The 20408-nt window shown below is 68.5% G+C and carries 23 protein-coding genes; 17 read left to right on the top strand and 6 right to left on the bottom strand.

The window, feature by feature from the left end:
• The first annotated feature begins 11 nt into the window (after nucleotides 1-11).
• The 5 genes from AR540_RS16905 to AR540_RS16885 all read left to right on the top strand — a co-directional run bounded on the left by AR540_RS16905 (nucleotide 12) and on the right by AR540_RS16885 (nucleotide 3557).
• Complete coding sequence (locus tag AR540_RS16905; RefSeq protein WP_059230379.1) at nucleotides 12-287, top strand: hypothetical protein; 276 nt, start codon at nucleotides 12-14, stop codon at nucleotides 285-287.
• Nucleotides 284-574 (top strand): cell division protein ZapA, encoded by a 291-nt coding sequence (zapA, locus tag AR540_RS16900; RefSeq protein ID WP_059230378.1) that lies wholly within the window; start codon nucleotides 284-286, stop codon nucleotides 572-574. The genes AR540_RS16905 and zapA overlap by 4 nt, the downstream gene beginning before the upstream one ends.
• Before the next feature lie 349 nt (nucleotides 575-923).
• Complete coding sequence (locus tag AR540_RS16895) at nucleotides 924-1475, top strand: chorismate mutase (protein WP_059230377.1); 552 nt, start codon at nucleotides 924-926, stop codon at nucleotides 1473-1475.
• A 10-nt stretch (nucleotides 1476-1485) separates the two neighbouring features.
• A complete protein-coding gene (locus AR540_RS16890) occupies nucleotides 1486-2163 on the top strand; it encodes a response regulator transcription factor (RefSeq protein WP_059230376.1) in 678 nt (225 codons plus the stop codon).
• The gene (locus AR540_RS16885) at nucleotides 2160-3557 is read left to right on the top strand and encodes a sensor histidine kinase (protein WP_059230375.1); all 1398 of its coding nucleotides are present in this window, start codon (nucleotides 2160-2162) and stop codon (nucleotides 3555-3557) included. Before AR540_RS16890 ends, AR540_RS16885 begins: the two co-directional genes overlap by 4 nt.
• Nucleotides 3558-3899: 342 nt before the next feature.
• On the opposite strand, the gene AR540_RS16880 is transcribed toward AR540_RS16885, so the two are convergent.
• The 3 genes from AR540_RS16880 to AR540_RS16870 are packed head-to-tail and all read right to left on the bottom strand — an operon-like array spanning nucleotide 3900 to nucleotide 7867.
• Nucleotides 3900-5168, bottom strand: coding sequence for a thiolase family protein (locus tag AR540_RS16880; protein ID WP_059230374.1), 1269 nt, complete (start codon nucleotides 5166-5168; stop codon nucleotides 3900-3902).
• Nucleotides 5161-6393, bottom strand: a complete 1233-nt coding sequence (mhpT, locus tag AR540_RS16875; RefSeq protein ID WP_082707035.1) for a 3-(3-hydroxy-phenyl)propionate transporter MhpT — start codon at nucleotides 6391-6393, stop codon at nucleotides 5161-5163. The genes AR540_RS16880 and mhpT overlap by 8 nt, the downstream gene beginning before the upstream one ends.
• 10 nt (nucleotides 6394-6403) lie before the next feature.
• Nucleotides 6404-7867: an alginate export family protein gene (locus AR540_RS16870; RefSeq protein ID WP_059230373.1), complete on the bottom strand. Its 1464-nt coding sequence runs from the start codon at nucleotides 7865-7867 to the stop codon at nucleotides 6404-6406.
• A gap of 391 nt (nucleotides 7868-8258) precedes the next feature.
• Between AR540_RS16870 and AR540_RS16865 the strand changes: the two genes are divergently transcribed.
• From AR540_RS16865 to AR540_RS16830, 8 genes are all read left to right on the top strand, one after another.
• Complete coding sequence (locus AR540_RS16865; protein WP_059230372.1) at nucleotides 8259-8594, top strand: I78 family peptidase inhibitor; 336 nt, start codon at nucleotides 8259-8261, stop codon at nucleotides 8592-8594.
• Between the two features lie 216 nt (nucleotides 8595-8810).
• Nucleotides 8811-9089 carry a type II toxin-antitoxin system RelE/ParE family toxin gene (locus AR540_RS16860; RefSeq protein WP_059230371.1) on the top strand — a complete coding sequence of 93 codons (279 nt, stop codon included), beginning with the start codon at nucleotides 8811-8813 and terminating at the stop codon, nucleotides 9087-9089.
• Between the two features lie 93 nt (nucleotides 9090-9182).
• Nucleotides 9183-9485, top strand: coding sequence for a HigA family addiction module antitoxin (locus AR540_RS16855; protein WP_059230370.1), 303 nt, complete (start codon nucleotides 9183-9185; stop codon nucleotides 9483-9485).
• 96 nt (nucleotides 9486-9581) lie between these two features.
• Nucleotides 9582-10490: an alpha/beta hydrolase gene (locus AR540_RS16850; RefSeq protein ID WP_059230369.1), complete on the top strand. Its 909-nt coding sequence runs from the start codon at nucleotides 9582-9584 to the stop codon at nucleotides 10488-10490.
• Nucleotides 10491-10598: 108 nt separating this feature from the next.
• Nucleotides 10599-11600, top strand: coding sequence for a TRAP transporter substrate-binding protein (locus tag AR540_RS16845; RefSeq protein ID WP_059230368.1), 1002 nt, complete (start codon nucleotides 10599-10601; stop codon nucleotides 11598-11600).
• Nucleotides 11601-11603: 3 nt separating this feature from the next.
• Complete coding sequence (locus AR540_RS16840; RefSeq protein WP_059230367.1) at nucleotides 11604-12098, top strand: TRAP transporter small permease; 495 nt, start codon at nucleotides 11604-11606, stop codon at nucleotides 12096-12098.
• Nucleotides 12095-13381, top strand: a complete 1287-nt coding sequence (locus AR540_RS16835) for a TRAP transporter large permease (protein WP_059230366.1) — start codon at nucleotides 12095-12097, stop codon at nucleotides 13379-13381. The genes AR540_RS16840 and AR540_RS16835 overlap by 4 nt, the downstream gene beginning before the upstream one ends.
• Before the next feature lie 27 nt (nucleotides 13382-13408).
• Nucleotides 13409-14635, top strand: coding sequence for an aspartate aminotransferase family protein (locus tag AR540_RS16830; RefSeq protein WP_059230365.1), 1227 nt, complete (start codon nucleotides 13409-13411; stop codon nucleotides 14633-14635).
• 50 nt (nucleotides 14636-14685) lie between these two features.
• Here the strand turns inward: AR540_RS16830 and AR540_RS16825 are convergent, their stop codons facing one another.
• Nucleotides 14686-15555: a LysR family transcriptional regulator gene (locus tag AR540_RS16825; RefSeq protein WP_059230364.1), complete on the bottom strand. Its 870-nt coding sequence runs from the start codon at nucleotides 15553-15555 to the stop codon at nucleotides 14686-14688.
• Between the two features lie 443 nt (nucleotides 15556-15998).
• Between AR540_RS16825 and AR540_RS16820 the strand changes: the two genes are divergently transcribed.
• From AR540_RS16820 to AR540_RS16805, 4 genes are all read left to right on the top strand, one after another.
• Entirely contained in the window at nucleotides 15999-16667 is a 669-nt protein-coding gene (locus AR540_RS16820) for a CsgG/HfaB family protein (RefSeq protein ID WP_059230363.1), read from the top strand.
• Nucleotides 16668-16681: 14 nt separating this feature from the next.
• Nucleotides 16682-17047: a DUF4810 domain-containing protein gene (locus AR540_RS16815; RefSeq protein ID WP_059230362.1), complete on the top strand. Its 366-nt coding sequence runs from the start codon at nucleotides 16682-16684 to the stop codon at nucleotides 17045-17047.
• Between the two features lie 10 nt (nucleotides 17048-17057).
• Nucleotides 17058-17729 (top strand): DUF799 domain-containing protein, encoded by a 672-nt coding sequence (locus AR540_RS16810; protein ID WP_059230361.1) that lies wholly within the window; start codon nucleotides 17058-17060, stop codon nucleotides 17727-17729.
• A gap of 96 nt (nucleotides 17730-17825) precedes the next feature.
• Nucleotides 17826-18836, top strand: a complete 1011-nt coding sequence (locus tag AR540_RS16805) for a hypothetical protein (protein ID WP_059230360.1) — start codon at nucleotides 17826-17828, stop codon at nucleotides 18834-18836.
• 54 nt (nucleotides 18837-18890) lie between these two features.
• Here AR540_RS16805 and AR540_RS16800 read toward each other — a convergent pair whose 3' ends face one another.
• The gene (locus AR540_RS16800; protein ID WP_059230359.1) at nucleotides 18891-19514 is read right to left on the bottom strand and encodes a hypothetical protein; all 624 of its coding nucleotides are present in this window, start codon (nucleotides 19512-19514) and stop codon (nucleotides 18891-18893) included.
• A gap of 187 nt (nucleotides 19515-19701) precedes the next feature.
• Nucleotides 19702-20190: a GNAT family N-acetyltransferase gene (locus tag AR540_RS16795; RefSeq protein ID WP_059230358.1), complete on the bottom strand. Its 489-nt coding sequence runs from the start codon at nucleotides 20188-20190 to the stop codon at nucleotides 19702-19704.
• Nucleotides 20191-20408: the final 218 nt, after the last annotated feature.

Raw genomic sequence — 20408 nt, 5'->3', positions numbered from 1 at the left:
CGAGCGCGCCCATGCTGGACAAGACCCTGAGCGAACTGGAAACCGCGATCCGCGACCTGCTGCAACGCAACCAGCGCCTCACCGCCCACGCCCAGGAACTGGAGCAGGCCCTGGCGGCCGCGCGCGAGGAAAACGACACCCTGCAACTGAGCCTGATGGAGCAGGAAGAAGCCGGCGCCAGCACCCGTCAGCGCGTGGAAGGCCTGCTGGCCCTGCTGTCAGCTCAGTCGGTCGAGCACCAGGCCGCTGCCGACGCCGAGCAGCGCCACGCGGCCAGCGTCGAGTGAAGACCCTCCACGCGGGCACCGACGACGAGGTGGAGGTGCTCGGTCGCCGCTACCGCTTCAAGGTGGCCGAAGGTGACCGCGCCGCCCTGCAGCAGGCCGCGGCCCGCCTGCGCGACGAACTGGTCGCCATCCAGGGCGACCGCCGCCGCGGCGACGCCACCGAGTTGCTGGTCCTGGCCGCCCTGCGCCTGAGCCTGGACACCGCTGCCGATGCCGGCGCCCTGAGCGCCCTCGACGCCCGCCTCCAGGCCCTGACCGCCGAGGTGCGCGCGGCACAGGAGGCCTAGGGCCGCTCTGCTGCCGCTCCCGCGGGGCGGATCGGCGTAGGGTGGATGACGGCGTAGCCCCATCCACGGAGGCACAGCACCCGCGTGGAAAACGCTGCGCGGCTTTCCACCCTACCGCCGGGATCGCGCCTCACACCGCTGTGCCCCCCTCTTCCCTGGGAAAGCGCCAGGCGTAGGGTGGATGACGGCGCAGCCTCATCCACCCTGCCGCCGAGACATCCCCAAGCACCACTGCGCCTCCTGTCCCTCCGGGAGAGGGCTGGGGTGAGGGCCGCCCACCGCGCCCGGCTTGACCACCCCGCCGCCCCGTGCGAGCTTCGGGGCCCTTTCCCGCGCCCTGGAGGTCGTCATGCCTGGCGTTCGCTGGCTCGCCATTCCGCTATTGAGCATCACCCTCGGCGCCCAGGCCGCCCCGGCGCCCCTGCCCGAGCTGCTGAACGCCATGGCCCAGCGCCTGGCCATGGCCGACCAGGTCGCCCGCAGCAAGCACGACAGCGGCAAACCGGTACTCGACGAAGCCCGCGAGCACCAGGTGCTACGGGACGTTGCCCAGGCCGCCCCGGGGGCCCGAGTGAATCCGGCCACCGCCCAGGCCTTCTTCGCCGCCCAGATGGAAGCCAACAAGCTGGTGCAATACGGCCTGCTCGCCGCCTGGCGTCGCGGCGAGCGCCCGTTGCCCGCGGCGACCACCGACCTGGCCGCGCTCAGAACCCAGCTGAATGACCTGCAAGCGCGCCTGCTGACCGGGCTCGCCGCCACCGCCGACCTGCGCGCGGCCAAGGATTGTCCAGCGCAGCTGGACCGCGCCCTCACCGCCCACCTCGCCGCCGCGCGGCCCGACGACCTCCACCGCCTGGCACTGCTGCGGGCACTGGGGGATTTCTGCGCCTTGCCTGACTAAGGACTTCCCCATGCACATCCTGCTCGTCGAAGACGACGCCACCCTGGCCGATGGCATCCGCCGCGTGCTGGAAGGCCATGGCATGCAGGTCGATCTGCTGCGCACCGGCGCCGAGGCCGACGCCTGGCTGCGCACCACCCGCTTCGCCGTGGTGGTGCTGGACATCGGCCTGCCCGGCGGGCTGGACGGCTTCGAGGTGGTCCGTCGCCTGCGCCAGCGCGGCAGCGACCAGCCGGTACTGCTGCTCACCGCCCGTGACGCCATCGACGACCGGGTGCACGGCTTCGAGGTAGGTGCCGACGACTACCTGGTCAAGCCCTTCGCCGTGCCCGAGCTGGTGGCGCGGATCAAGGCCCTGGCCCGCCGCGCCGGCGGCCAGAACAGTGCCGACCTCGCCCTCGGCGCCCTGCGCCTGGACACCGCGGCCCACCAGGCGCGCCTGGGCGATACGCCGCTGGATCTCTCCGCCCGTGAGTGGGCGGTGCTCGAGCACCTGCTGCGCCAGGCCGGCAAGGTGGTCTCCAAGCAGCAGATCATTGATGCCCTGGCGCCCTGGGGCAGTGAAGACTTGACCCACAATGCCGTGGAAGTCTACGTCTCGCGGCTGCGCCTGAAGCTCGTTGACTCCGGCGTCGGCATCCGCACCGTGCGCGGCTTCGGCTATCGCCTGGAGGAAGCCGCGCCATGACCACCGCCGCGCCCAGCCTGCGCCGCCGGTTGCTGAAATGGCTGGTGCTGCCGGTATTGCTGGTCAACCTCGGCGGCGCGGTGATCAGCTACCAGTTCGCCCGCAAGCCGGCCTTCAGCGCCCTGGACGGCGACCTCACCGATGCCGCCATCCTGCTGGTGGAACAGCTGGAAGTGGATGGCAACGGCCGTCTGTGGCTGCCGGCGGAGGCCGACTACCTGCTGCGTCACAACAGCCACGACCACGTCTGGCTGGCGGTGCGCTCCCTCGATGGGCGCCTGCTGTTCGGCGACGAGGCCATGCCGGTGCAGCCGGTGACCGAGGAAATGCGTGACGGCCATACCACCGCCGCGCGTGCCCGCATCAACGACCGCTCGGTGTTCATGGTCGCCCGCCTCGGCCACGTGGCAGGCCAGCCGGTGGTGGCCAGCGTCGCCCAGACCCTCAGCCGCCACACGGCGGCCCTGCAACGCATGCTGCTGACCCTGGTGGCGGTGCAGTTGCTGGTCGCCCTGCTCATCGCTGCCCAACTGCTGTGGGCGGTGCGCCGCGGCCTGAGACCCCTGGAACGGCTGGAGCGCCAGCTCGACAGCCGCCACTACGACGACCTCGCGCCCCTGCGCGAGGAAGGGGCGCTGCGCGAGCTGGCCACCTTCGTCACCGCCCTCAACAACCTGCTGCTGCGGGTGCGCGACGGCGCACGCAATCAGCGCGCCTTTCTCGATGACATGGCCCACCAGCTGCGCACCCCGCTGGCCGGCATCAGCACCCTGACCCAGTGGTTACGCCAGCGCCACGCCGGCGATACCGAAAGCGCCGCCGCCCTGGCCCAGCTGGAAGCCGCCACCGAACGCATGACCCGGCAGACCAACCAGCTGCTGACCCTGGCCCGCGCCGCCACCGCCCGCCTGGAAAGCCCGCCGCGCGAGCCCCTGCAACTGGACGCACTGATCAACGAGGCCATGCCCAGCCAGCTGGCCGCGGCCGATCACCATGGTATCGACCTGGGCTACGAACTGGAGCCGCAGACCATCCTGGGCAACGCCTTCCAGCTGCGCGACCTGCTCGACAACCTGGTGGACAACGCCCTCAGATACACCCCGCGCGGCGGCCAGGTCACGATGCGGCTGCACGGCCAGGCCGGCGCGACGGTGCTGGAAGTGGAGGACGACGGCCCGGGGATTCCCGAGGCCGAGCGCGAGCGTATCTTCGAACGCTTCTACCGCCTCGACCGCGGCATCCACGGCACTGGCCTGGGTCTGGCCATCGTCCGCGACATCGCCACCGCCCACGACGCCGGCATCGAGCTGGCCACCCCGGCCAGCGGCCGCGGCCTGCGGGTGGCGATTCATTTTCCGCCGCTGGTCACCCACGCCGGGGAAGTCACGCCGTAGCTTGGCGCTGAGCACGGCGAAGCCCAACGAAGGTGCCGCCATCCTGTACGCCTACAACGTCATCGCGGCCATGGCGGTCCGCCGCTGCGGCCGCTCCCACAGCACTCCCGGAGGCTTTGCTGATCGCGGCCATGGGCCGCTCCTACAGGGGGTGATGCTTTTGTAGGAGCAACTGTCTTATCGCCTGAGTCACTGAAGACGAGCGTCCGCTCCAAGCGCCCCCTCTCCCTTCGGGAGAGGGCTGGGGTGAGGGAATCCTTAGCGGCGAACTCACCCGTGGAAAAGGCTGCGCCGTTTTCCACACTACGACCTGTAGGCGGCCCATGGCCGCGATGGCAGCGATCAGGTCACACCCAGGCCAAGCCCCTGACGTCCCCGCCAGCCCGGATTCTCCAGCAACACCGCCATGCCCTGGCCACCGCCGATGCACACCGCCGCCACCCCGTACCTGAGCCCCTCGGCGCGCAACTGCCGCGCCAGGGTGATGGCCAGGCGCAGCCCGGTGGCGGCCAACGGATGGCCGAGGGCGATGGACCCGCCATGCACGTTGAGCCGTTCCGGGTCTAGCTCCAGCGCCCGTTGCACCGCCAGCAGCTGGGCGCCCTGGGCTTCGTTGATCTCCAGGCGGTCGATGGCGTCCAGCGGCAGGCCGGCGCGGTCGAGCAGGCCCTGGATCGCCGGCACCGGACCGCTGCCCATGAGCGCAGGCAGCACCCCCACCACGCAGGAGCCCCGCACCCAGGCCAATGCCGGCCTCGCGCGAGCGTCCGCACCCCGCGCCAGCAGCACCGCGGCGGCGCCGTCGACCACCGCGCAGCTGTTGCCGGCGGTCTGGACCCCACCTGGGTGCACCGGTACCAGCCGCGCCAGGGCCTCGCGCGAGGTCTCGCGCGGATGGCTGTCCGTATCGACCAGCGCGCAGCCGCGCGGCAGGCGCAACTCCCGCGGCGCCAGCCCGGCGGACTCGAAGCGCACGGCCGCCACCGGCACGATCTCCTCACGAAACCAACCCTGGCGCTGCGCCGCCAGGGCCCGCTCGAAACTGCGCAGCGCCCAGGCATCGACGTCCTCACGGGCGATGCCATGGCGTTGCGCCAGACATTCCGCGGTGCCAAGCATGTCCAGGCCGGCCGCCGGGTCCTTGAGCGCCTCCCAGAGAAAATCGTGGAATTCCACCGGCGCGCCGAGGCGAAAGCCGCTGCGATGGGTATAGGCAGCGATGGGATTACGCGTCATGGATTCGGCCGCCACGCACAGCACCCGGCTGGCCTGGCCGCTCTGCAGCTGGTCGCCGGCCTGGCGCAGGAGCTCCAGCCCCGTGCCGCAGACCCGCTGTACCTGCAACGCCGGCACCGCCTCCGGCACTCCGGCGTAGAGGCCGATATGACGCGGTAGCAGATAGGCGTCGAAGCTGGCCTGGGCCACCGAGCCGGCCAGCATGCTGTCCACCGCCGCGGCGTCATGCCCCCGCGCCAGCAGCGCCCGGGCCACGGCAATGCCCAGGTCGGTGGGCGATACCTGGCCCAGGGCGCCGCCCAGGTCGGTCCAGGGCGTGCGCACGCCGTCCAACAGCAGGACATCGTCGTACAGCGCACTCAGGCCGTTACGCATGACCGGGTGCCTCCACGCGGCTGACGGCGTTTAGCGTCGGCGCCCGCCGGTGCAGCAGGGCCAGTACCGCGCCCGCCGCGACCAGCACCGCCGGGGTGGTGGCCACCACCAGGGTCGCCGCGCCGCCGCCCACGGCCAGTACCTGGCCGGCCAGCAGCGGCCCGGCCATGGCGCCCAGGCGTCCGACCGCCACCGCGGCCCCCGTCCCGGTAGCGCGGATCGCCGCCGGATAGAGTTGCGGCGCCAGGGCATAGAGCACCAGTTGGCCGCCGACCACGAACAGCCCGGCGGCGAAGCCGGCCAGGGCCACCAGCGGATAGGCCTTGGCCAGGCCCAGGCCGGCGAGGCCGAGCAGGATGCCCAGGTAGATGGCCAGCACCGTCAGCCGCGGCCGCCAGCGATCCATGAGCAGACCGAACAGCACCGAGCCGATGCCGCCGCCGAGGTTGAAGAGGATCTGCACCCCCACCGCCTGGCCGCGGCTGAAGCCCTGCCCCACCAGCAGCGAGGGCAGCCAGTTGAGCAGCATGTACATCACCGTGAGGGTGAAGAAGTAGCCCAGCCACAGCAGCAGGGTGGTCGACAGCGGCACTGCGCCCAGCCAGGCCCCGCGCAAGCCACCCGCCGACGTGGCAGCGCGGCTGGCCAGGAAGCCGGCGGTCTCCACCAGGTAGCGGCCGAGCAGCGGCGCCACCAGCAGGGGCGCCAGGCCGCCGACGTAGAACACCGTCTGCCAGCGACCGACGTCCAGCAGCCCCACCACCGCCGCCAGGGCACCGCCCAGGGGGACGCCGCAATACATCAGGCTGACCGCCGTGGCGCGGGCGCGCTCGTCCACCGATTCGGCGGACAGGGCGATCAGGTTGGGCAAGGCACCACCCAGGCCGATCCCGGTGAGCAGCCGCGCCAGCAGCAGGCTCTCCAGGCTCCAGACATGGGCCGTGGCCACCGAGAAGACGCCGAAGATCAGCACGCAGGCGATCAGCACCTTCTTGCGGCCGATACGGTCGGCGCACCAGCCGCCGATGAAGGCCCCGGGCAAGAGGCCGAGGATGCTGGCGCTGAACACCAGGCCCATCTGCGCTGGCTGAAAGCCGAAGGCCTTGGCCATGGCCGGGGCGGCGATGCCCATGGCCTGGAGGTCCATGCCCTCCAGCAGGGCGACGATGAAGCACAGTACGAGGGTCAGGCGGGCCCCGGGCGGGGCGGTCGAGAGCAGGCGCATGGTGGGCTCCTCAGTAGCGGAAGGTGGTGGCGACCATCAGGAAACTGGTGTCGTCGCCGTCGGCCTGGCGCACGGCGGCGCCGGCCTGGAAGTAGCTGTATTCCAGGTCCAGGGTCAGGTTGGCGGTGGGCATCCAGCGCAGGTTGTTGCGCCAGAGATTGCCGGCCTTGCGCGCCGAGCTGGCGACGGTGCCCGGCACCGTGGTCATGCCCGGCAGGTAGACGCCGTCTTCGGTACTCTGCCGCCAGACGCCGAACAGCCCGCTCTCCAGCTGCAGGGTCGGCCGCGGCGCCAGGGTCAGCAGCGGGCCGACCAGATAGAGGTTGGCCAGGGTGGTGAGGCCGGAGTCGCCGTAGAAGCCGTTCTTCGGATAGAGCGGATCGAAGGTGCCGACGCGATCGTCGCCCAGGCCGTGATCGCCACTGGCGGCATCGAGGCGCAGGGCGAGCCGCGGTTTCCAGGCGCCGGCCAGGCGATAACCGGTTTCGCTGCTCAGCCCCCAGGCGCGGATCTGCGCCCCGGCCAGATGCCCGGTCTGCCCGGCCAGGTCCCAGGTCCAGTCCCAGGGCCCGGCATTGCCGAACAGGCGGATGCCGGCGGTGTAGCGTTTCTCCGCACCGGTCAGGCCCGCCAGGGTGCGCTGATCGGTCTCCAGGCCGAAGCCGTAGACATCCAGCCTGAGCGGCCCGGCCAGCGGCAGGGTGCCGTAGAGGCCATAGAACTTGACCGCGTTGTTGGAGCCGTCGTCGAAGCTGTCCTCGCCGGTCACCACCGGTCGCAGGCCGAAGGCGTCCAGTCGGTAGCCGTCCGGACGACTCCAGGCCAGGCGCAGCCCATCGAAGTTGAGACGGATGTTGCGGGCGTCGCGATAGGTGACGAAGGCCTGGTTGCCGTAGCCCAGCTCCTGGCGGCCGACCCGGGTCATCAGCTTGCCGCCGGCCAGCGGCGTGTTGAGGTCGATGAAGGCCTGGTGCAGCTCGGTACGGCTCTGGTCGTAGGGACCGTAGAGCGCCTTGTTCCAGGCGCGGGTGTTCTCCAGCTGGACGAAGGCGCGCAGGGCGTCGTCGAACAGGTGCAGGTCGGCGTGCAGCTGCAGGCGCTGCTGGATGTAGTGATCGGTAGCCACCCCGCGCCGGCCGAAGACCGGATTGCGGATGGTGTCGAAGCGATAGCGCGCCTCACCCCCGGTCTGCAGCCAGGCCGAGTCGCCGAGGCGCTGATAGCGTAACCCGTCGAAGGGATCGGTGCGTTTTTCCGGATCGTCGAGGAAGCGATAGTCCTCGGCCCAGCGCGGCGGTCCGGGCGGCAGCGGCCGCGCCGTCTCCAGGCTGTTGAGGGGTTTGGGCCGGGCGCTTTCCAGGGTGGTGGAAGGCGCAGCCAGGGCTCCCGGGCCGATCAGCAGGGAGGTGAGAGAGGCAAAGGCGAGGCACGAGCGGACCCGTGCGCAGGCCTGGAGCGAGCGCGAAGCTGACATGGAATGACCGTCCTGACAGAGAAGGCGGAAAGCGCCGCGGGGCGCCGGGATCAGGGCCTAGTGGGCGCGGATCGGGTGATGGTCAGGAGGCGAGGCGAATGGATAGCGAGCTGACATGGCGGGTGTCCCTTTGTTGTTGTTGTCGTCACCGTGGGGCCGGGCGGCCCTGGTTCGATGATGGTCCATGCGAGAAACGGATCAAGCCATGGGACCCGATTCTAGCCGATTACCGAACGTTATATTTGTTAACTTTATCGGCTGAAGGGGTCTTGGCTCGACCATCGTCGGCGGCGCCTGGCTCGCGATTTGTAACAATGCCCACCCTAGAGGGGTCCATGCAGAAGCCCGTACGGGTTAAGGTTCCTCCTCTCACGATCGAAAAGGCGAACTCATGAGCTTCAAGACCCCTCTCCTGCTGGCTGGCGCCGCGTTCTTCACCCTGCTGGCCGGTTGTGGCTCGCATGAAACGCGCGACACCCCGGCAGCGGCCAGCCCGGCCGCGAGCGGTGCCGCCAGCAGCAGCGGCCGTTGCAACTCCGACCTAGTCCAGGACCTGGTCGGCAAGGCCCTGACCCCGGCCCTGGCCGAGGAAAGCCGTCAGCGCGCAGGTGCCCAGGTCGTTCGCGTGGTCCGTCCGCAGGACCCGATGACCATGGACTTCAACTCCCAGCGCCTGAGCATCACCACCAGCGCCACCCTGGTGGTGCAGACCGCCACCTGCGGTTGAGCCATCGCACCGACCTGCCGGCTCGCGCCGCGCAGGTCGCGCTACGTCCTACAGCCCGAAGCCCTGGCGCAACGCTGGACCAAGCCCTGCCACGATCATATTGATCGGAAAGAGCCGCCTGGCATCTACCATCGGGTGCGCTCTCGCCAAATCACCAATTGAAACGCTTAACGTTAGGCGTTAATATCTCTTAACGAGCCTCGTCAAGGAGCTGCAATGATCCGCAGCTTTCGTTGTAGCGATACCGAAGCGCTATTTACGACCGGGCAGGACCGGCGATGGAGCCAGATAGCCATTGTGGCAACACGGAAGCTGGCAATGTTGAACGAGGCGATCGAGCTGCGAGACCTCAAGTCTCCTCCCGGTAACCGCCTGGAGCAGTTGGAGCGGGATCGCAAAGGCCAGCACAGCATTCGCATCAACGACCAGTGGCGCATCTGTTTCGAGTGGACCGCACAGGGGCCGATCAATGTAGAGATCGTCGACCACCACTAAAGATGGTCGCTAGACGCCAATGGTGCGATAACTGGCCTCGAACCTAATACCCGGTCCTACCCACCCTAGATGATAGTGAATAGAGGTAACGCCATGCTGACCAACGGAATGCGCCCGGTTCATCCCGGCGAGGTCCTGCGGGAAGAATACCTGGTGCCCATGGGCATGAGCGCTTCCGCGCTGGCCCGCGCCCTGGGCGTCTCGGCCCCTACCGTAAACGATGTCGTTCTAGAGCGTCGCGGAGTGACGGCCGATATGGCCTTACGCCTCGCCGCTGCGCTCGATACTACCCCTGGTTTCTGGGTAGGCCTGCAGGCCACCTATGAGCTGAGAGTGGCGGAGATCGCGAAGGGTGAGCAGATTCGGGCGCAGGTAAAACCCCTGCAGGTCGCCTGATCGTTGACAGACTAGGCTAAGGCACCTGGCCAGTATGGCGACCGCGAGCGGCTGCCAGTAGGCTGCCAGCTCCTCCTGAATGAGTCTTGTTCGCTGATGCCCTTGCTGTCGCTCTCGCTCCGCCCCACCCGCCGGCGCGCCTGGCTAGCCCTGCCGCTGCTGCTGGCCTTGGCCACGCCCGGCCAGGCCCGTCCCGTCGACGAACCCATGGATGCCAGCGTCCTCGTCCACCCTGGCCAGGGCTACACCTTCAGCGACTTGCGCCTGGATTCCGTCGACGGCGAGCGTCACTACCAGGTCTGGATCGCCCGCCCCGCCAGCCCGGCGCCGGCCACCGGCTACCCGGTGCTCTATCTGCTCGACGGCAACGCCGCCCTGGGTGGGCTGAACGCCGAACTGCTCGACACCCTGGCCCGGCGTCCGAAGCCTCCCGTACTGGTCGCGGTGGGCTATGCAGGCGGCAAGCGCATCGATGGGCCTGGCCGGGCCTATGACTACACGCCCACCGCGCCCACCAGCGAACGCTTTCGCGAGATGGCCACCGGCGGCGCCGATGGCTTCCTCGCCTGGCTGCTCGACCACCTGGAGCCGGCGGTGGCGCGCCAGATGCACCTCGATCGCGAGCATCGCGCGATCTGGGGCCATTCCCTGGGCGGTCTGTTCGTCGTCCACGCCCTGCTCACCCGACCGGACGCCTTCGCCCAGGGCTACGCCGTCAGTCCCTCGCTGTGGTGGAGCCCCGCCGCCCTGCCCCAGGACGACGCGGCCCTGGCGCAACGCCTACGCGGACACCCGGCCGAACTCGTCCTGCTGCAAGGCGGCGCCGAGCGCGAGCTGCCCGCCCACTTCCAGAGCCAGGTCCCGGCCGATGCCACACCGCGCCTGGCCGACCGCCTCCGCCGAGTCCCGGGTATCAAGGTGCAGTTCGAAACCCTGCCGGGGCTCGGCCATGGCCCCATGCTCGCGGCGTCGCTGCGCTGGGTGGTGGACCACGTCGGGCGCTGACGGCCGCTTATCCCAACATTACGCATCTTTATCCAGCGCAACGGCAAAGCTTGGCAGTATCCCCGAGCAAGGGTGCCACCACCGGCCCCCTCCCTCAGGAGCAGCACCATGCCGCAACGCCGGACCCGGGCGCGCCTCAGCTGGCTCGCCATCGCCCTCTCCACCACCCTGGGTCTGCTCGACCTGCAGAGCGCTTCCGCCGCCCGTGCCTTGCGGCTGGCCCACGCCTCCAGCAGCGACAGCCTGATCAACCAGGCGGTGCAGCGCTTCGCCGAAGAACTCAAGACCGAATCCAAGGGCGAGCTGACCGTCAAGGTCTTCCCCGATGGCCAGCTCGGTGACGAAGGCCCCATCGCCGAGGGCGTCGGCAATGGCTCCATCGACATCGGCCTGGGCGGCGCCGTGGACGCCATCGATCCGCGCCTCAACGTGGTCTCCCTGCCCTTCCTGTTCCACGATGCCGCCAACGTCCATGCCTTCCTCGACGGTCCCCAGGGCAAGGCCCTGCTGGGCCTCGGCCAGGACCACGGCTATGTGCTGCTGGGCGCCCTGGACTCGGGTTTCCGCCAGTTCGCCAACAGCAAGCATCCCATCGTCGTCCCGGCCGATCTCGCCGGTCTGAAGATCCGTACGCCGCCGAATCCGGTGATCCTCGCCACCCTCAAGCAACTCGGCGCCCTGGCCCAGTCGATCCCCTTCGGCGAGGTCTACAGCGCCCTGCAATCCGGCGTGGTGGATGGCGTCGAGCCGGAAATGCGCGATTTCTACGACCAGAAGTGGTTCGAGGTGGCCAAATACCTGTCGCTGTCCAACTACATCTGGTCGGCCAACTACTGGTTCATGAACAAGGACACCTACGACAGCCTGAGCGAGCCCCAGCGTGAGGCACTGCGCAAGGCGGCGCAGGATACCGTGACCTGGTACCGCGGCCAGCTGGACGCCGCCTACGCCAAGGTCCTCGCCGAACTCAAGGCCAAGGGCGTGCGGGTCAACACCGTCGACACCGCCCCCTTCCAGTCCCTGGTCGATCCGGTCTACACCCGCTTCGCCGGTGAATGGGGCCAGGCCTTCGTCGACCAGACCCGCAGCGCCGCGCGCGAGGCCCGCTGAGCCATGAGCGATCCGACCCACGTCCCGCACCGCCCCTCGCGACCCGAGCGCCTGTTGCAGGCCGTGGGCGTCCTCCTGTTCCTCGCCACCTTCGGCGCCATCACCGGTGGGGTGGTGGCGCGCTACTTCCACCTGTCCGGCTTCGAGTGGTCCTTCGAGATCGCTGCCCTGAGCTTCGTCTGGGTCACCTTCATCGGCTGCGTGCTGGCCGAGCTACGCGGCGAGAACGTGCGCTTCGTCGGCGTCCTGCTGCTCCTGCCGCCAGCCGGGCAGCGCGCCCTGCAGCTGTTCAGCTGCCTGGTGCTGCTGGGCGTCAGCCTCTGGCTACTGGCCAGCGGCTGGGCGGTGCTGGAGCGCTCCGGCCGGGTACCCACCCCGGTGCTGCGCTGGCCCTCCGGCCTGATGACCCTGGCGCTGGTCAGCGCGGCCGCCCTGCTCGTCGTCATCGCCCTGCTGCGGCTGTGGCGCCTCTGTGTCCGCCGGGAGCCCCAGGCATGACCGTCCTCGCGCTGTTCCTCGCCTTCATCGTGCTGCTGCTGGCTGGTATCCCCATCGTCTGGGCCATGGCCGGCGCCAGCATCGTCGCCCTGTTGGTGGGCGACCTGAGCATGCCCCTGGCCTGGCTCGCCCAGCAGACCATCCGCGGTGCCGATTCCGCCACCCTGAGCTCCATCCCGCTGTTCCTGCTGGCCGGCGAGCTAATGAACCGCGGCGGCCTGACCCGGCGCATCATGCGCATCGCCGAGCACTTCCTCGGCCGCTTCCGCGGCGGCCTGGGCCTGGTCAACGTGGCCACTGCCTTCGTCTATGGCGGCCTGACCGGCTCCGCCACCGCCGACACCGGTGCGGTGGCCAAGGTGATGATCCCGGCCATGGAAGAGCGCGGCTATCCACGTGCCTTCGCCGCCGCGGTCACCGCCGCCTCCGGCACCCTGGGCATCATCGTGCCGCCCAGCGTCATCCTCATCCTCTATGGTGTACTGACCAACACCTCCATCGGCGGCCTGTTCGTCGCCGGCCTGATCCCCGGCGTGCTGCTGGCGCTGACCTTCATGGCCACCGCCTATGTGGTCGGGGTCCGCGAGAACTTCCCCAAGGTCGACGAGCGCCTGCCGCTGCGCGAGCTGCTGCGCGACCTGGGCTACGCCCTGCCGGCGCTGCTGATGCCGGTGCTGGTACTCGGCGCCATCGTCAGCGGCTTCGCCACCGCCACCGAGGCCGCCGCCGTCTCGGTACTCTACGCCCTGGTCGCCGGCGCCCTGGTCTATCGCGAACTGCGCTGGCGCGACCTGTTGCCGGCGATCCACGAAGCCGTGGTCACCACCGGCTCGGTGATGATCATCATGGCGGTGGCCATGCCCTTCGGCTGGATCCTCACCGTGGAGCAGGTCCCCCACACCGTGGCCGGCTGGATCGTCGACCTGCACACCGGTCCGCTGCTGACCATGCTGCTGATCGTGCTGGCACTCAAGGTGGTGGGCTTCTGGCTCGACCTCGGCCCGGCCATGATCATCCTCGCGCCCATCCTGGTGCCCATCGCCAAGGCAGCCGGCTTCGAGCCCTACCAGATCGGCCTGATCTTCACCGTGACCCTGGGCTGGGGCCTGTTCACCCCGCCCATCGGCACCAACATCTTCGTGGTCTGCAACGTCGCCCGGCTGTCCATCGGCGAGGTCTCCTGGCGCCTGGTGCCTTTCTGGCTCGCCACCGCCGTGGCCGTCGCCCTGCTCGTGCTCTTCCCTTCCCTGAGCGGCTGGCTGCCCCGCCTGCTCGGTTACTGATCAACCCGCAATCCGAGTACCTCCGTCATGACCTTTCTCGTGGGTGGCATCTCCAGCGCAGGACGCGCCCTGCCCGATCTTCAGGGCCACGCCTTCCGGGTCACCCGCTCCGCGGGTGCCTACCTCTGGGACGACCGCGGCCAGCGCTACATCGACACCGCCATGGGCTTCGGCGCGACCCTGCTCGGCCATGCCCCGCCCCCGGTGCTGGAGGCGGTCGCCCAGGCCCAGGCCGAGGGGCCCATGCCCTCCTTCGCCCATGCCCGCGAGGAAGCCGCCGCCGCCGCCCTGGCCGCCCGTTGCGGTGACCTGTCGCGCGTCATCTTCCTCAACACCGGCAGCGAGGCCGTGCACCTGGCCTGCCGTACCGCGCGCATCGCCACCGGCCGTGGCCGCATCGTCAAGTTCGCCGCGGCCTACGATGGCTGGTATGACCCGGTGGCCTTCGGCAACGTGCAGTCGCCCGCCGCCCGCATGAGCGGCGCCCGTCCCGAACGCGACGGCATGCTGCTGCTGCGCTACAACGACTTCGCCGACGTGGAGCGGCTGTTCGCCGAATACGACGACATCGCCGCCATCCTCATGGAGCCGGTCCTGGCCAACGCCGGCTGCCTGGAGCCAGTCCCCGGCTACCTGCAGTACGTCACCGACCGCGCCCATCGCCATGGCGCCCTGGTGATCCTCGACGAGGTGCTGATGGGCTTTCGCCTGCACGCCGGCCTGACCGGGCATCATCTCGGCGTGGACGCCGACCTGGCGGCGGTGGGCAAGGCCATCGGCAGCGGCATCCCGGTCGCCGCCCTGCTCGGCAAGCCGGCCATCATGGAGCTGTTCGAGCGTGGCCAGGTGGTACGGGCCGGCACCTACAGCGGCAATCCGCCTGCCTGCGCCGCGGTGCTCGCCACCCTCGAACTGCTGGTCAAGCAGGACTACTTCGCCCTGCTGGCGCGCGGCGACGCCCTGCGCACCCGGCTGGCCAGCACCTTCGCCGCCCAGGGCCTATCCTTCTCCAGCAGCGGCTACGGCAGCGTCTTCACCCCCTGGGACCGTGAACAGGCCCCCGCCGACTATGCCCAGGCCGAAACCAGCGTCGATGCCGAATGGACCCGCGCCCTGCACTTCGCCCTGCGCGCCCGCGGCGTGCTGATGATGCCCGTCGCTTATGGCCGCCTGTACCTGACCTTCGCCCATGCCGATGCGGTGCTGGCGGACCTGGAAGCGGCCTTCACCGACGTGGCCCGAACCTGGGCGTAGGGATGGCCTGGTCTGCAAATCGGTCAGCGCAGGCACGTTTCCGACTACGCCTAGGCGATCGCGGCGCGCTGCCGATCCTGATAGCGATCGCGAATGAAATTGGCCAGTCGCCGGGTGCTCAGCCGGGCCCCTGACGGCACCAGCAGCGCCAATTCCAGTTGCGGCAGGAGTGGCAAGCCCTCGCCCGCGCCCAGCACACGCCACCCCTCAGGTACCACCGAAGCGGGCAGCACCGTGACCGCCGCGCCCAGGCGCACAGCGGCGAGCACCCCGGGCAGATGCGACGACGACGACACGATGCGCCAGGGCCGCCCGACCTCGTCCAGTGCCGCGAGGATGCCGGGGCGGGCGCGACAGCTGTCGGCGAACAGCGACAGCGGTAACACCTGCTCCCGTTCCGGACGTTTTCCCACCACGCTGCACCACACCTGGGCTTCGGCACAGAGCAACTCGCCGCTGGGCCGCCCGGCCTCCCGGGTGACGATGGCCAGATCCAGGTCGCCCCCCTGCACCTGGGGCTCCAGCCGTTTGGAAAAGTCGCAAAGGATCTCCACCTGGATCTCCGGATGCCGCGCCGAGAAGGTCTGCAGCAGCCAGGCGCCGAGGCTGTCCAGATAGTCGTCGGGCATGCCGATGCGCACCCGCGTCGCCTCCAACTTACACTCCAGGGCGCACAGCGCCTCGTCCTCAAGGATCAGCATGCGCCGCGCATAGCCCATCAGGATCTCGCCCTGGGCGGTCAGGCTCACTCCCTTGCGACTACGCTCCAGCAGCCGCTTGCCCACCCGCTCTTCCAGCCGACCGACGATCAGACTCACCGCCGCCTGGGTCTTGCCGATCCGCTCGGCCGCCGCCGTGAAACCACCGTGATCGATTACCGCGATGAAGGTAGCGAGGGCATCGGTATCGAAATGGCGCATGGCGGGCTCGTAACGGCGAGGGACGATGGGCTCTGGCACGCAAATTACGTTCCGTTGTGGCCGGGCTCCACGCCGTCGACCTTGGCAGGTGCCAGACCACTTCGCCAATGGCCTGGCGAGCGCTCCGTCCGTCCAGGCCCGATCCTTTCCGAAACCACTGATACCGCCCAGCCTGACGCCTGTCGAGCGATGCGTTAAATGCGTCACAAAATTATTGTTACACTGAAGCCAGTCTTTTGACTCGATCAGCAGGATGCTCGCCTCGCCATGGACCGGCCCGGAATTCCCTCCAGCCTCTTTCTCCAGCCGCGTTCCCGCCATCCCCCCGACCCGGTCGGACGGGCGAAGTACTCATCCCTGTCGAAGTCAGCGAGATTCGTGTCGAGCCCACGCGAGGGGCGTGTCTCGGCGCCCACGACGCTTACCGCACACTCAAGGGATCTATGAAAAACGCACTGATGTTCGCCGTCGCCACCGGCCTGGCCACCCTCGTGGGTTGCGCCACCGAATCCTCGCGCTCGCTGGACGTCCAGCAGGTCACCTCGGCCAACACCCAGTACCAGGGCGTGCGCCAGCCCATCGCCGTGGGCAAGTTCGACAACCGCTCCAGCTATATGCGCGGACTGTTCTCCGACGGCGTGGACCGCCTCGGCGGCCAGGCCAAGACCATCCTGGTCACCCACCTGCAACAGTCCAACCGCTTCAACGTGCTCGACCGCGACAACCTGGCCGAGATCGCCCAGGAAAGCGGCTTCTCCAAAAAGGCCCAGCAGATCAAGGGCGCCAGCTACGTGGTCACCGGCGACGTCACCGAATTCGGCCGCAAGGAAGTCGGCGACCAGCAACTGTTCGGCATCCTCGGCCGCGGCAAATCGCAGATCGCCTACGCCAAGGTCAACCTGAACATCGTCGACGTGCGCAGCTCGGAGGTCGTCTACTCGGTGCAGGGCGCCGGTGAATACAGCCTGTCCAACCGCGAAGTGGTCGGCTTCGGCGGCACCGCCAGCTACGACTCCACCCTCAACGGCAAGGTCCTGGACCTGGCCATCCGTGAAGCCGTCAACCGCCTGGTCAACGGCATCGACAGCGGCGCCTGGCGCCCCGCCCCCTAAGCAAGGAAGCCCCCATGAACAGCGTATTTCGGCCGCGCGCCGCGATGTTGTCGCTCGTCCTCGCCAGCGCCGTGCTCGGCGGCTGCGCCAGCCAGCCCCGCCCGCTTTACTACTGGCCGGGCTACCAGGAGCAGGTCTATGGCCACTTCACCAAGCAGAGTGCCCCCGAGCAGCAGATCGCCGAACTCGAAGCCGGCCTGCAGAAGGCCCGTGCCGCCGGCCTGACGCCCGCCCCGGGCTATCACGCCCAGCTCGGCATGCTCTACGCCGAAGTTGGCAAGACCGACCAGGTCCGTCAGCAGTTCGAGACCGAGAAGTCGCTCTTCCCCGAATCGACCGCCTACATGGACTTCCTCATGCGCAACCTGGCGAAGAACTAAGGAACCGACCATGCCCGGACACCTGCTCAAAGCCCTGCCCCTGCTGGCCGCCTTCGTCCTCCTCGGCGGCTGCGCCAACCAGCAGAAAGCCTACGACTACACCGCCTTCCGCGAGAGCAAGCCGGCCTCGGTGGTCATCCTGCCGCCGGTGAACAAATCGCCGGACATCAAGGCCAGCTACAGCGTCCTCGCCCAGCTCAGCTATCCCCTGGGCGAAGCCGGCTACTACGTCCTGCCGGTCGCCCTGGTGGACGAGACCTTCAAGCAGAACGGCCTGCTCAACCCGGACGAGATGCAGGCCGCCCCGCTGCCCAAGCTGCGCGAGATCTTCGGTGCCGACGCCGCCCTCTACACCGAGGTGACCCGCTACGGCACCTCCTACCACGTCATCAGCAGCGAGACCGCCGTCGTCGTCACCGCCAAGCTGGTCGACCTGCGCAGCGGCAAGCTGCTCTGGGAAGGCGCCGCCGCGGCCAGCACCGCCGAACAGCAACAGAACAGCGGGGGTGGCCTGGTCGGCATGCTGATCACCGCCGCCGTCACCCAGATCGTCAACTCCATCAACGACCGCGGCCACGAAATGGCCGGCATCGCCGGCGTGCGCCTGCTGACCCTGAGACCCAACGGCGTCCTGCCCGGCCCGCACTCGCCGCTGTATGGGAAGGATCTGGCGGCGCGATAACCGTCTCCACCACTCCTCTCGCCGAGGCGCCACACCTCCCACCGAAGCGGCGGCGCCTCCAGCCAGTCACCTCGTCTGCCTTGCCAGGAATTACCCATGAAGCTGAAGACCACCTTGCTCCTGCTTTCCTGCGCCCTCGCGGGTTGCAGCAGCAAGGCGCCCTATCCTGACACCCAGGAGCCGAACGCCGCCAAGCTGAGATTCGTCTCCACGGTAGGGGGCGCCACCCTGAACTACTACGATGCCGCGAATTGCGAAGGCCTCAAGGCGGGCACCCTCAACAGCGTCCTGAGCGGCAAATCCGAACGCCGCGTGCAGATGCTCGCGCCACCGCCGCTGCGCATGAAGGACTACCTGGAGATCAAGGTCAGACCGGGCGCGGACGTCTATCTGCAGGCCACCGACCTGGATACCCCTTCCGCCTGTAGCACCCTCACCACCTTCAAGCCCCAGCCCGGCGCCGAGTACGAGCTGAGCTTCCGCATGAGTGGCAATACCTGTACCGCCAGGCTGGATCGGCTGGACGTCGCCAATGGCGAGCTGGTACGCCAGGGCGTTCCCCCGGGAGGTGTCCTCAGGACCTGTGCTGGCAGCGGCAAGCTGTTTCCCAAGCGCGATGCCCAGCAACCCGATACCGTCCAGCGCGAGCAGTGGATCCGGCAGATCGTCGACGCGGCCACCGATCCGAAGATGCGCGAGAAATCCACGCCTACCCCGGTCGATGAGCAGGCGCTGGCCGAGCGCAAGGCGAAGATCGGCTTCAAGCTGCCCGACGACTACTGGGACGCCTATCGTCAGAGCCTGGTGCTGTTCCACGCCGACATGGCCGGGGTGAAAGAGGAAACCCTGACGCTCTATCAACAGAGTTTCGGCGAGCGGCTACGTACCGTCGACGACACCAACCTGGAGCGTCTCGCCCACGCCGCCGAAAGCGGTACGCCGGACAAGCTGCTGGATGCCATGAAAATCTACATGGCCCAGCAATACGTCAGGCTGGGCGTTCAGCGGGCGCTCCTGGCATCGGATCGGCAACTCACCCGCGCGGGCGAGCTGGATGCGAAGTATCGGGTCTGCGGCAAATTCAAAGGCTGCTGGCGCCCGCATTGACTGTCGAAGTCGCTCGTATCGGTGGATCGTCGCTCGCCGATACGAGCGGACCTGCTAGCGCGGGGTCAGATCCGGACGACTGCTCGCCAGGATGTCCTTGGACAGCTTGCCCTGCAGCGAGCAAGTCACCATGCTCTTGGCCGGCAGGCCCTCGTTGGGGTCGAGCGGCTCGATCAGCAGTACCCGTTCGGCACCCTGGGTGACCAGCTTGCCGCTGGTGTCGCTGGGATCTTCGCGGACCCAGGCCTCGCGTTCGGCGGACCAGGCTTCCGGCCGGGCATAGACGCCACCCGCCAGGGTCAGCGGCCCGACCTTCTCCTTGTCCAGCATCTGGGCGATCTCTTCGATCCCCTGATCGCTGTAGAAGCCCCAGTTGATGAACTCGGAACCGGCCAGCTCCATGCGGCTCTGGTAGAAGCCCTTGAGCACTATGCCCTTCTCGACAACGGGCTTGGCGAACAGCCAACGGGTCGTATCGCCCTGTTGCTTGCCGTCCTGCAGTTGAAGACTGGCGCCCTCGCCTTTATGAGGAATGAGCGTGGTGAATCCGGAGTCCTGCAGGAAGTTCAGGGAATGGCTGTCGCAGGTGGACAGCTGCGCCAGGGCTGATGTATCCGCAGCCTGGGCGATGAAGGGAATGACCGATAGCGCTACTGCGAGAAACGCGCATTTCTTCATGGATCAAAGTGTCCTGTTTAGGTGATCGCATCCAGCCAGCATCCGTCACGATAGCGACAGGAGCCCACGCTTGGGTAGCCATTGCCTTGCCTTGGAAACTGCTGGTGATTCGTCTGCCATCTTGGGCAGCAGTGAATGGCTCTATCTGGCTTGGGCGAATGCCTGCTCGCAGCCGCCACCTCGTCAATCAATCCGCCAACCACCGATACATCACATGGCAATCCACCAACCCCAGACTCCCATGCCGATAGGCCTTGGGCAGGGTGCCAACGATCGCGAAGCCGTGCTTCTGCCATAGCCGCACCGCCACCTGGTTGCTGGCCACCACCGAGTTGAACTGCATGGCCTGGAAGCCCAGGTCGCGGGCCACCTGTAGCGAATGCTCGCAGAGGGCGCCGGCCACACCCTGGCCGCGAGCGGCGGGGGCGACCATGTAGCCGCAGTTGCAGACGTGGTCGCCAGGACCCAGGGCATTGGCCTTGAGGTAGTAGCTGCCGAGGATCTGGCCCTCGCGCTCGGCGACGAAGGTCGCCCGGGGCAGTTCGATCCAGAGGCGCCAGGCGTCATCGCGAGTCAGGTGCGGATCGTAGGCGTAGGTTTCCTGCGCCTGGGCGACCTGCTGGATCAGCGGCCAGACCTGGTCGAAATCGGCGGCGGCGAAGGGGCGAATCTGCATGGGTGACTCCGCTGAGAGGGGTGGGCACCAGTGTCGCCTAGCCGGCGGAGACTGCCAAATCGGCGTCCCCTGCGCAGCTCCTCAGCGTTCCGGCGACAGGCCGCCAGCACCTTCATGGCGAAACGCTCGTCATCCAGCACCTGCGACAGCGGCCGGCCGCTCCTGGTGCCGACCGACGTCCCCCGGCGTTAAGCCAGCCTTAACCCGCCTTTGCTGCA

The sequence above is a fragment of the Pseudomonas sp. EpS/L25 genome (assembly GCF_001512295.1).
Lineage (GTDB): Bacteria > Pseudomonadota > Gammaproteobacteria > Pseudomonadales > Pseudomonadaceae > Chryseomonas.
The sequence above is the reverse complement of the archived record's forward strand: the minus strand, read 5'-3'. Positions and strand labels throughout refer to the sequence as shown.

What these genes read in the sequence shown, in the direction of transcription:
- AR540_RS16905 (WP_059230379.1), top strand. Translation starts at nt 12, where the DNA reads ATGCTGGACAAGACCCTGAGCGAACTGGAAACCGCGATCCGCGACCTG.
- AR540_RS16895 (WP_059230377.1), top strand. Translation starts at nt 924, where the DNA reads ATGCCTGGCGTTCGCTGGCTCGCCATTCCGCTATTGAGCATCACCCTC.
- AR540_RS16890 (WP_059230376.1), top strand. Translation starts at nt 1,486, where the DNA reads ATGCACATCCTGCTCGTCGAAGACGACGCCACCCTGGCCGATGGCATC.
- AR540_RS16885 (WP_059230375.1), top strand. Translation starts at nt 2,160, where the DNA reads ATGACCACCGCCGCGCCCAGCCTGCGCCGCCGGTTGCTGAAATGGCTG.
- AR540_RS16880 (WP_059230374.1), bottom strand. Translation starts at nt 5,168, where the DNA reads ATGCGTAACGGCCTGAGTGCGCTGTACGACGATGTCCTGCTGTTGGAC.
- mhpT (WP_082707035.1), bottom strand. Translation starts at nt 6,393, where the DNA reads ATGCGCCTGCTCTCGACCGCCCCGCCCGGGGCCCGCCTGACCCTCGTA.
- AR540_RS16870 (WP_059230373.1), bottom strand. Translation starts at nt 7,867, where the DNA reads ATGTCAGCTTCGCGCTCGCTCCAGGCCTGCGCACGGGTCCGCTCGTGC.
- AR540_RS16865 (WP_059230372.1), top strand. Translation starts at nt 8,259, where the DNA reads ATGAGCTTCAAGACCCCTCTCCTGCTGGCTGGCGCCGCGTTCTTCACC.
- AR540_RS16860 (WP_059230371.1), top strand. Translation starts at nt 8,811, where the DNA reads ATGATCCGCAGCTTTCGTTGTAGCGATACCGAAGCGCTATTTACGACC.
- AR540_RS16855 (WP_059230370.1), top strand. Translation starts at nt 9,183, where the DNA reads ATGCTGACCAACGGAATGCGCCCGGTTCATCCCGGCGAGGTCCTGCGG.
- AR540_RS16850 (WP_059230369.1), top strand. Translation starts at nt 9,582, where the DNA reads ATGCCCTTGCTGTCGCTCTCGCTCCGCCCCACCCGCCGGCGCGCCTGG.
- AR540_RS16845 (WP_059230368.1), top strand. Translation starts at nt 10,599, where the DNA reads ATGCCGCAACGCCGGACCCGGGCGCGCCTCAGCTGGCTCGCCATCGCC.
- AR540_RS16840 (WP_059230367.1), top strand. Translation starts at nt 11,604, where the DNA reads ATGAGCGATCCGACCCACGTCCCGCACCGCCCCTCGCGACCCGAGCGC.
- AR540_RS16835 (WP_059230366.1), top strand. Translation starts at nt 12,095, where the DNA reads ATGACCGTCCTCGCGCTGTTCCTCGCCTTCATCGTGCTGCTGCTGGCT.
- AR540_RS16830 (WP_059230365.1), top strand. Translation starts at nt 13,409, where the DNA reads ATGACCTTTCTCGTGGGTGGCATCTCCAGCGCAGGACGCGCCCTGCCC.
- AR540_RS16825 (WP_059230364.1), bottom strand. Translation starts at nt 15,555, where the DNA reads ATGCGCCATTTCGATACCGATGCCCTCGCTACCTTCATCGCGGTAATC.
- AR540_RS16820 (WP_059230363.1), top strand. Translation starts at nt 15,999, where the DNA reads ATGAAAAACGCACTGATGTTCGCCGTCGCCACCGGCCTGGCCACCCTC.
- AR540_RS16815 (WP_059230362.1), top strand. Translation starts at nt 16,682, where the DNA reads ATGAACAGCGTATTTCGGCCGCGCGCCGCGATGTTGTCGCTCGTCCTC.
- AR540_RS16810 (WP_059230361.1), top strand. Translation starts at nt 17,058, where the DNA reads ATGCCCGGACACCTGCTCAAAGCCCTGCCCCTGCTGGCCGCCTTCGTC.
- AR540_RS16805 (WP_059230360.1), top strand. Translation starts at nt 17,826, where the DNA reads ATGAAGCTGAAGACCACCTTGCTCCTGCTTTCCTGCGCCCTCGCGGGT.
- AR540_RS16800 (WP_059230359.1), bottom strand. Translation starts at nt 19,514, where the DNA reads ATGAAGAAATGCGCGTTTCTCGCAGTAGCGCTATCGGTCATTCCCTTC.
- AR540_RS16795 (WP_059230358.1), bottom strand. Translation starts at nt 20,190, where the DNA reads ATGCAGATTCGCCCCTTCGCCGCCGCCGATTTCGACCAGGTCTGGCCG.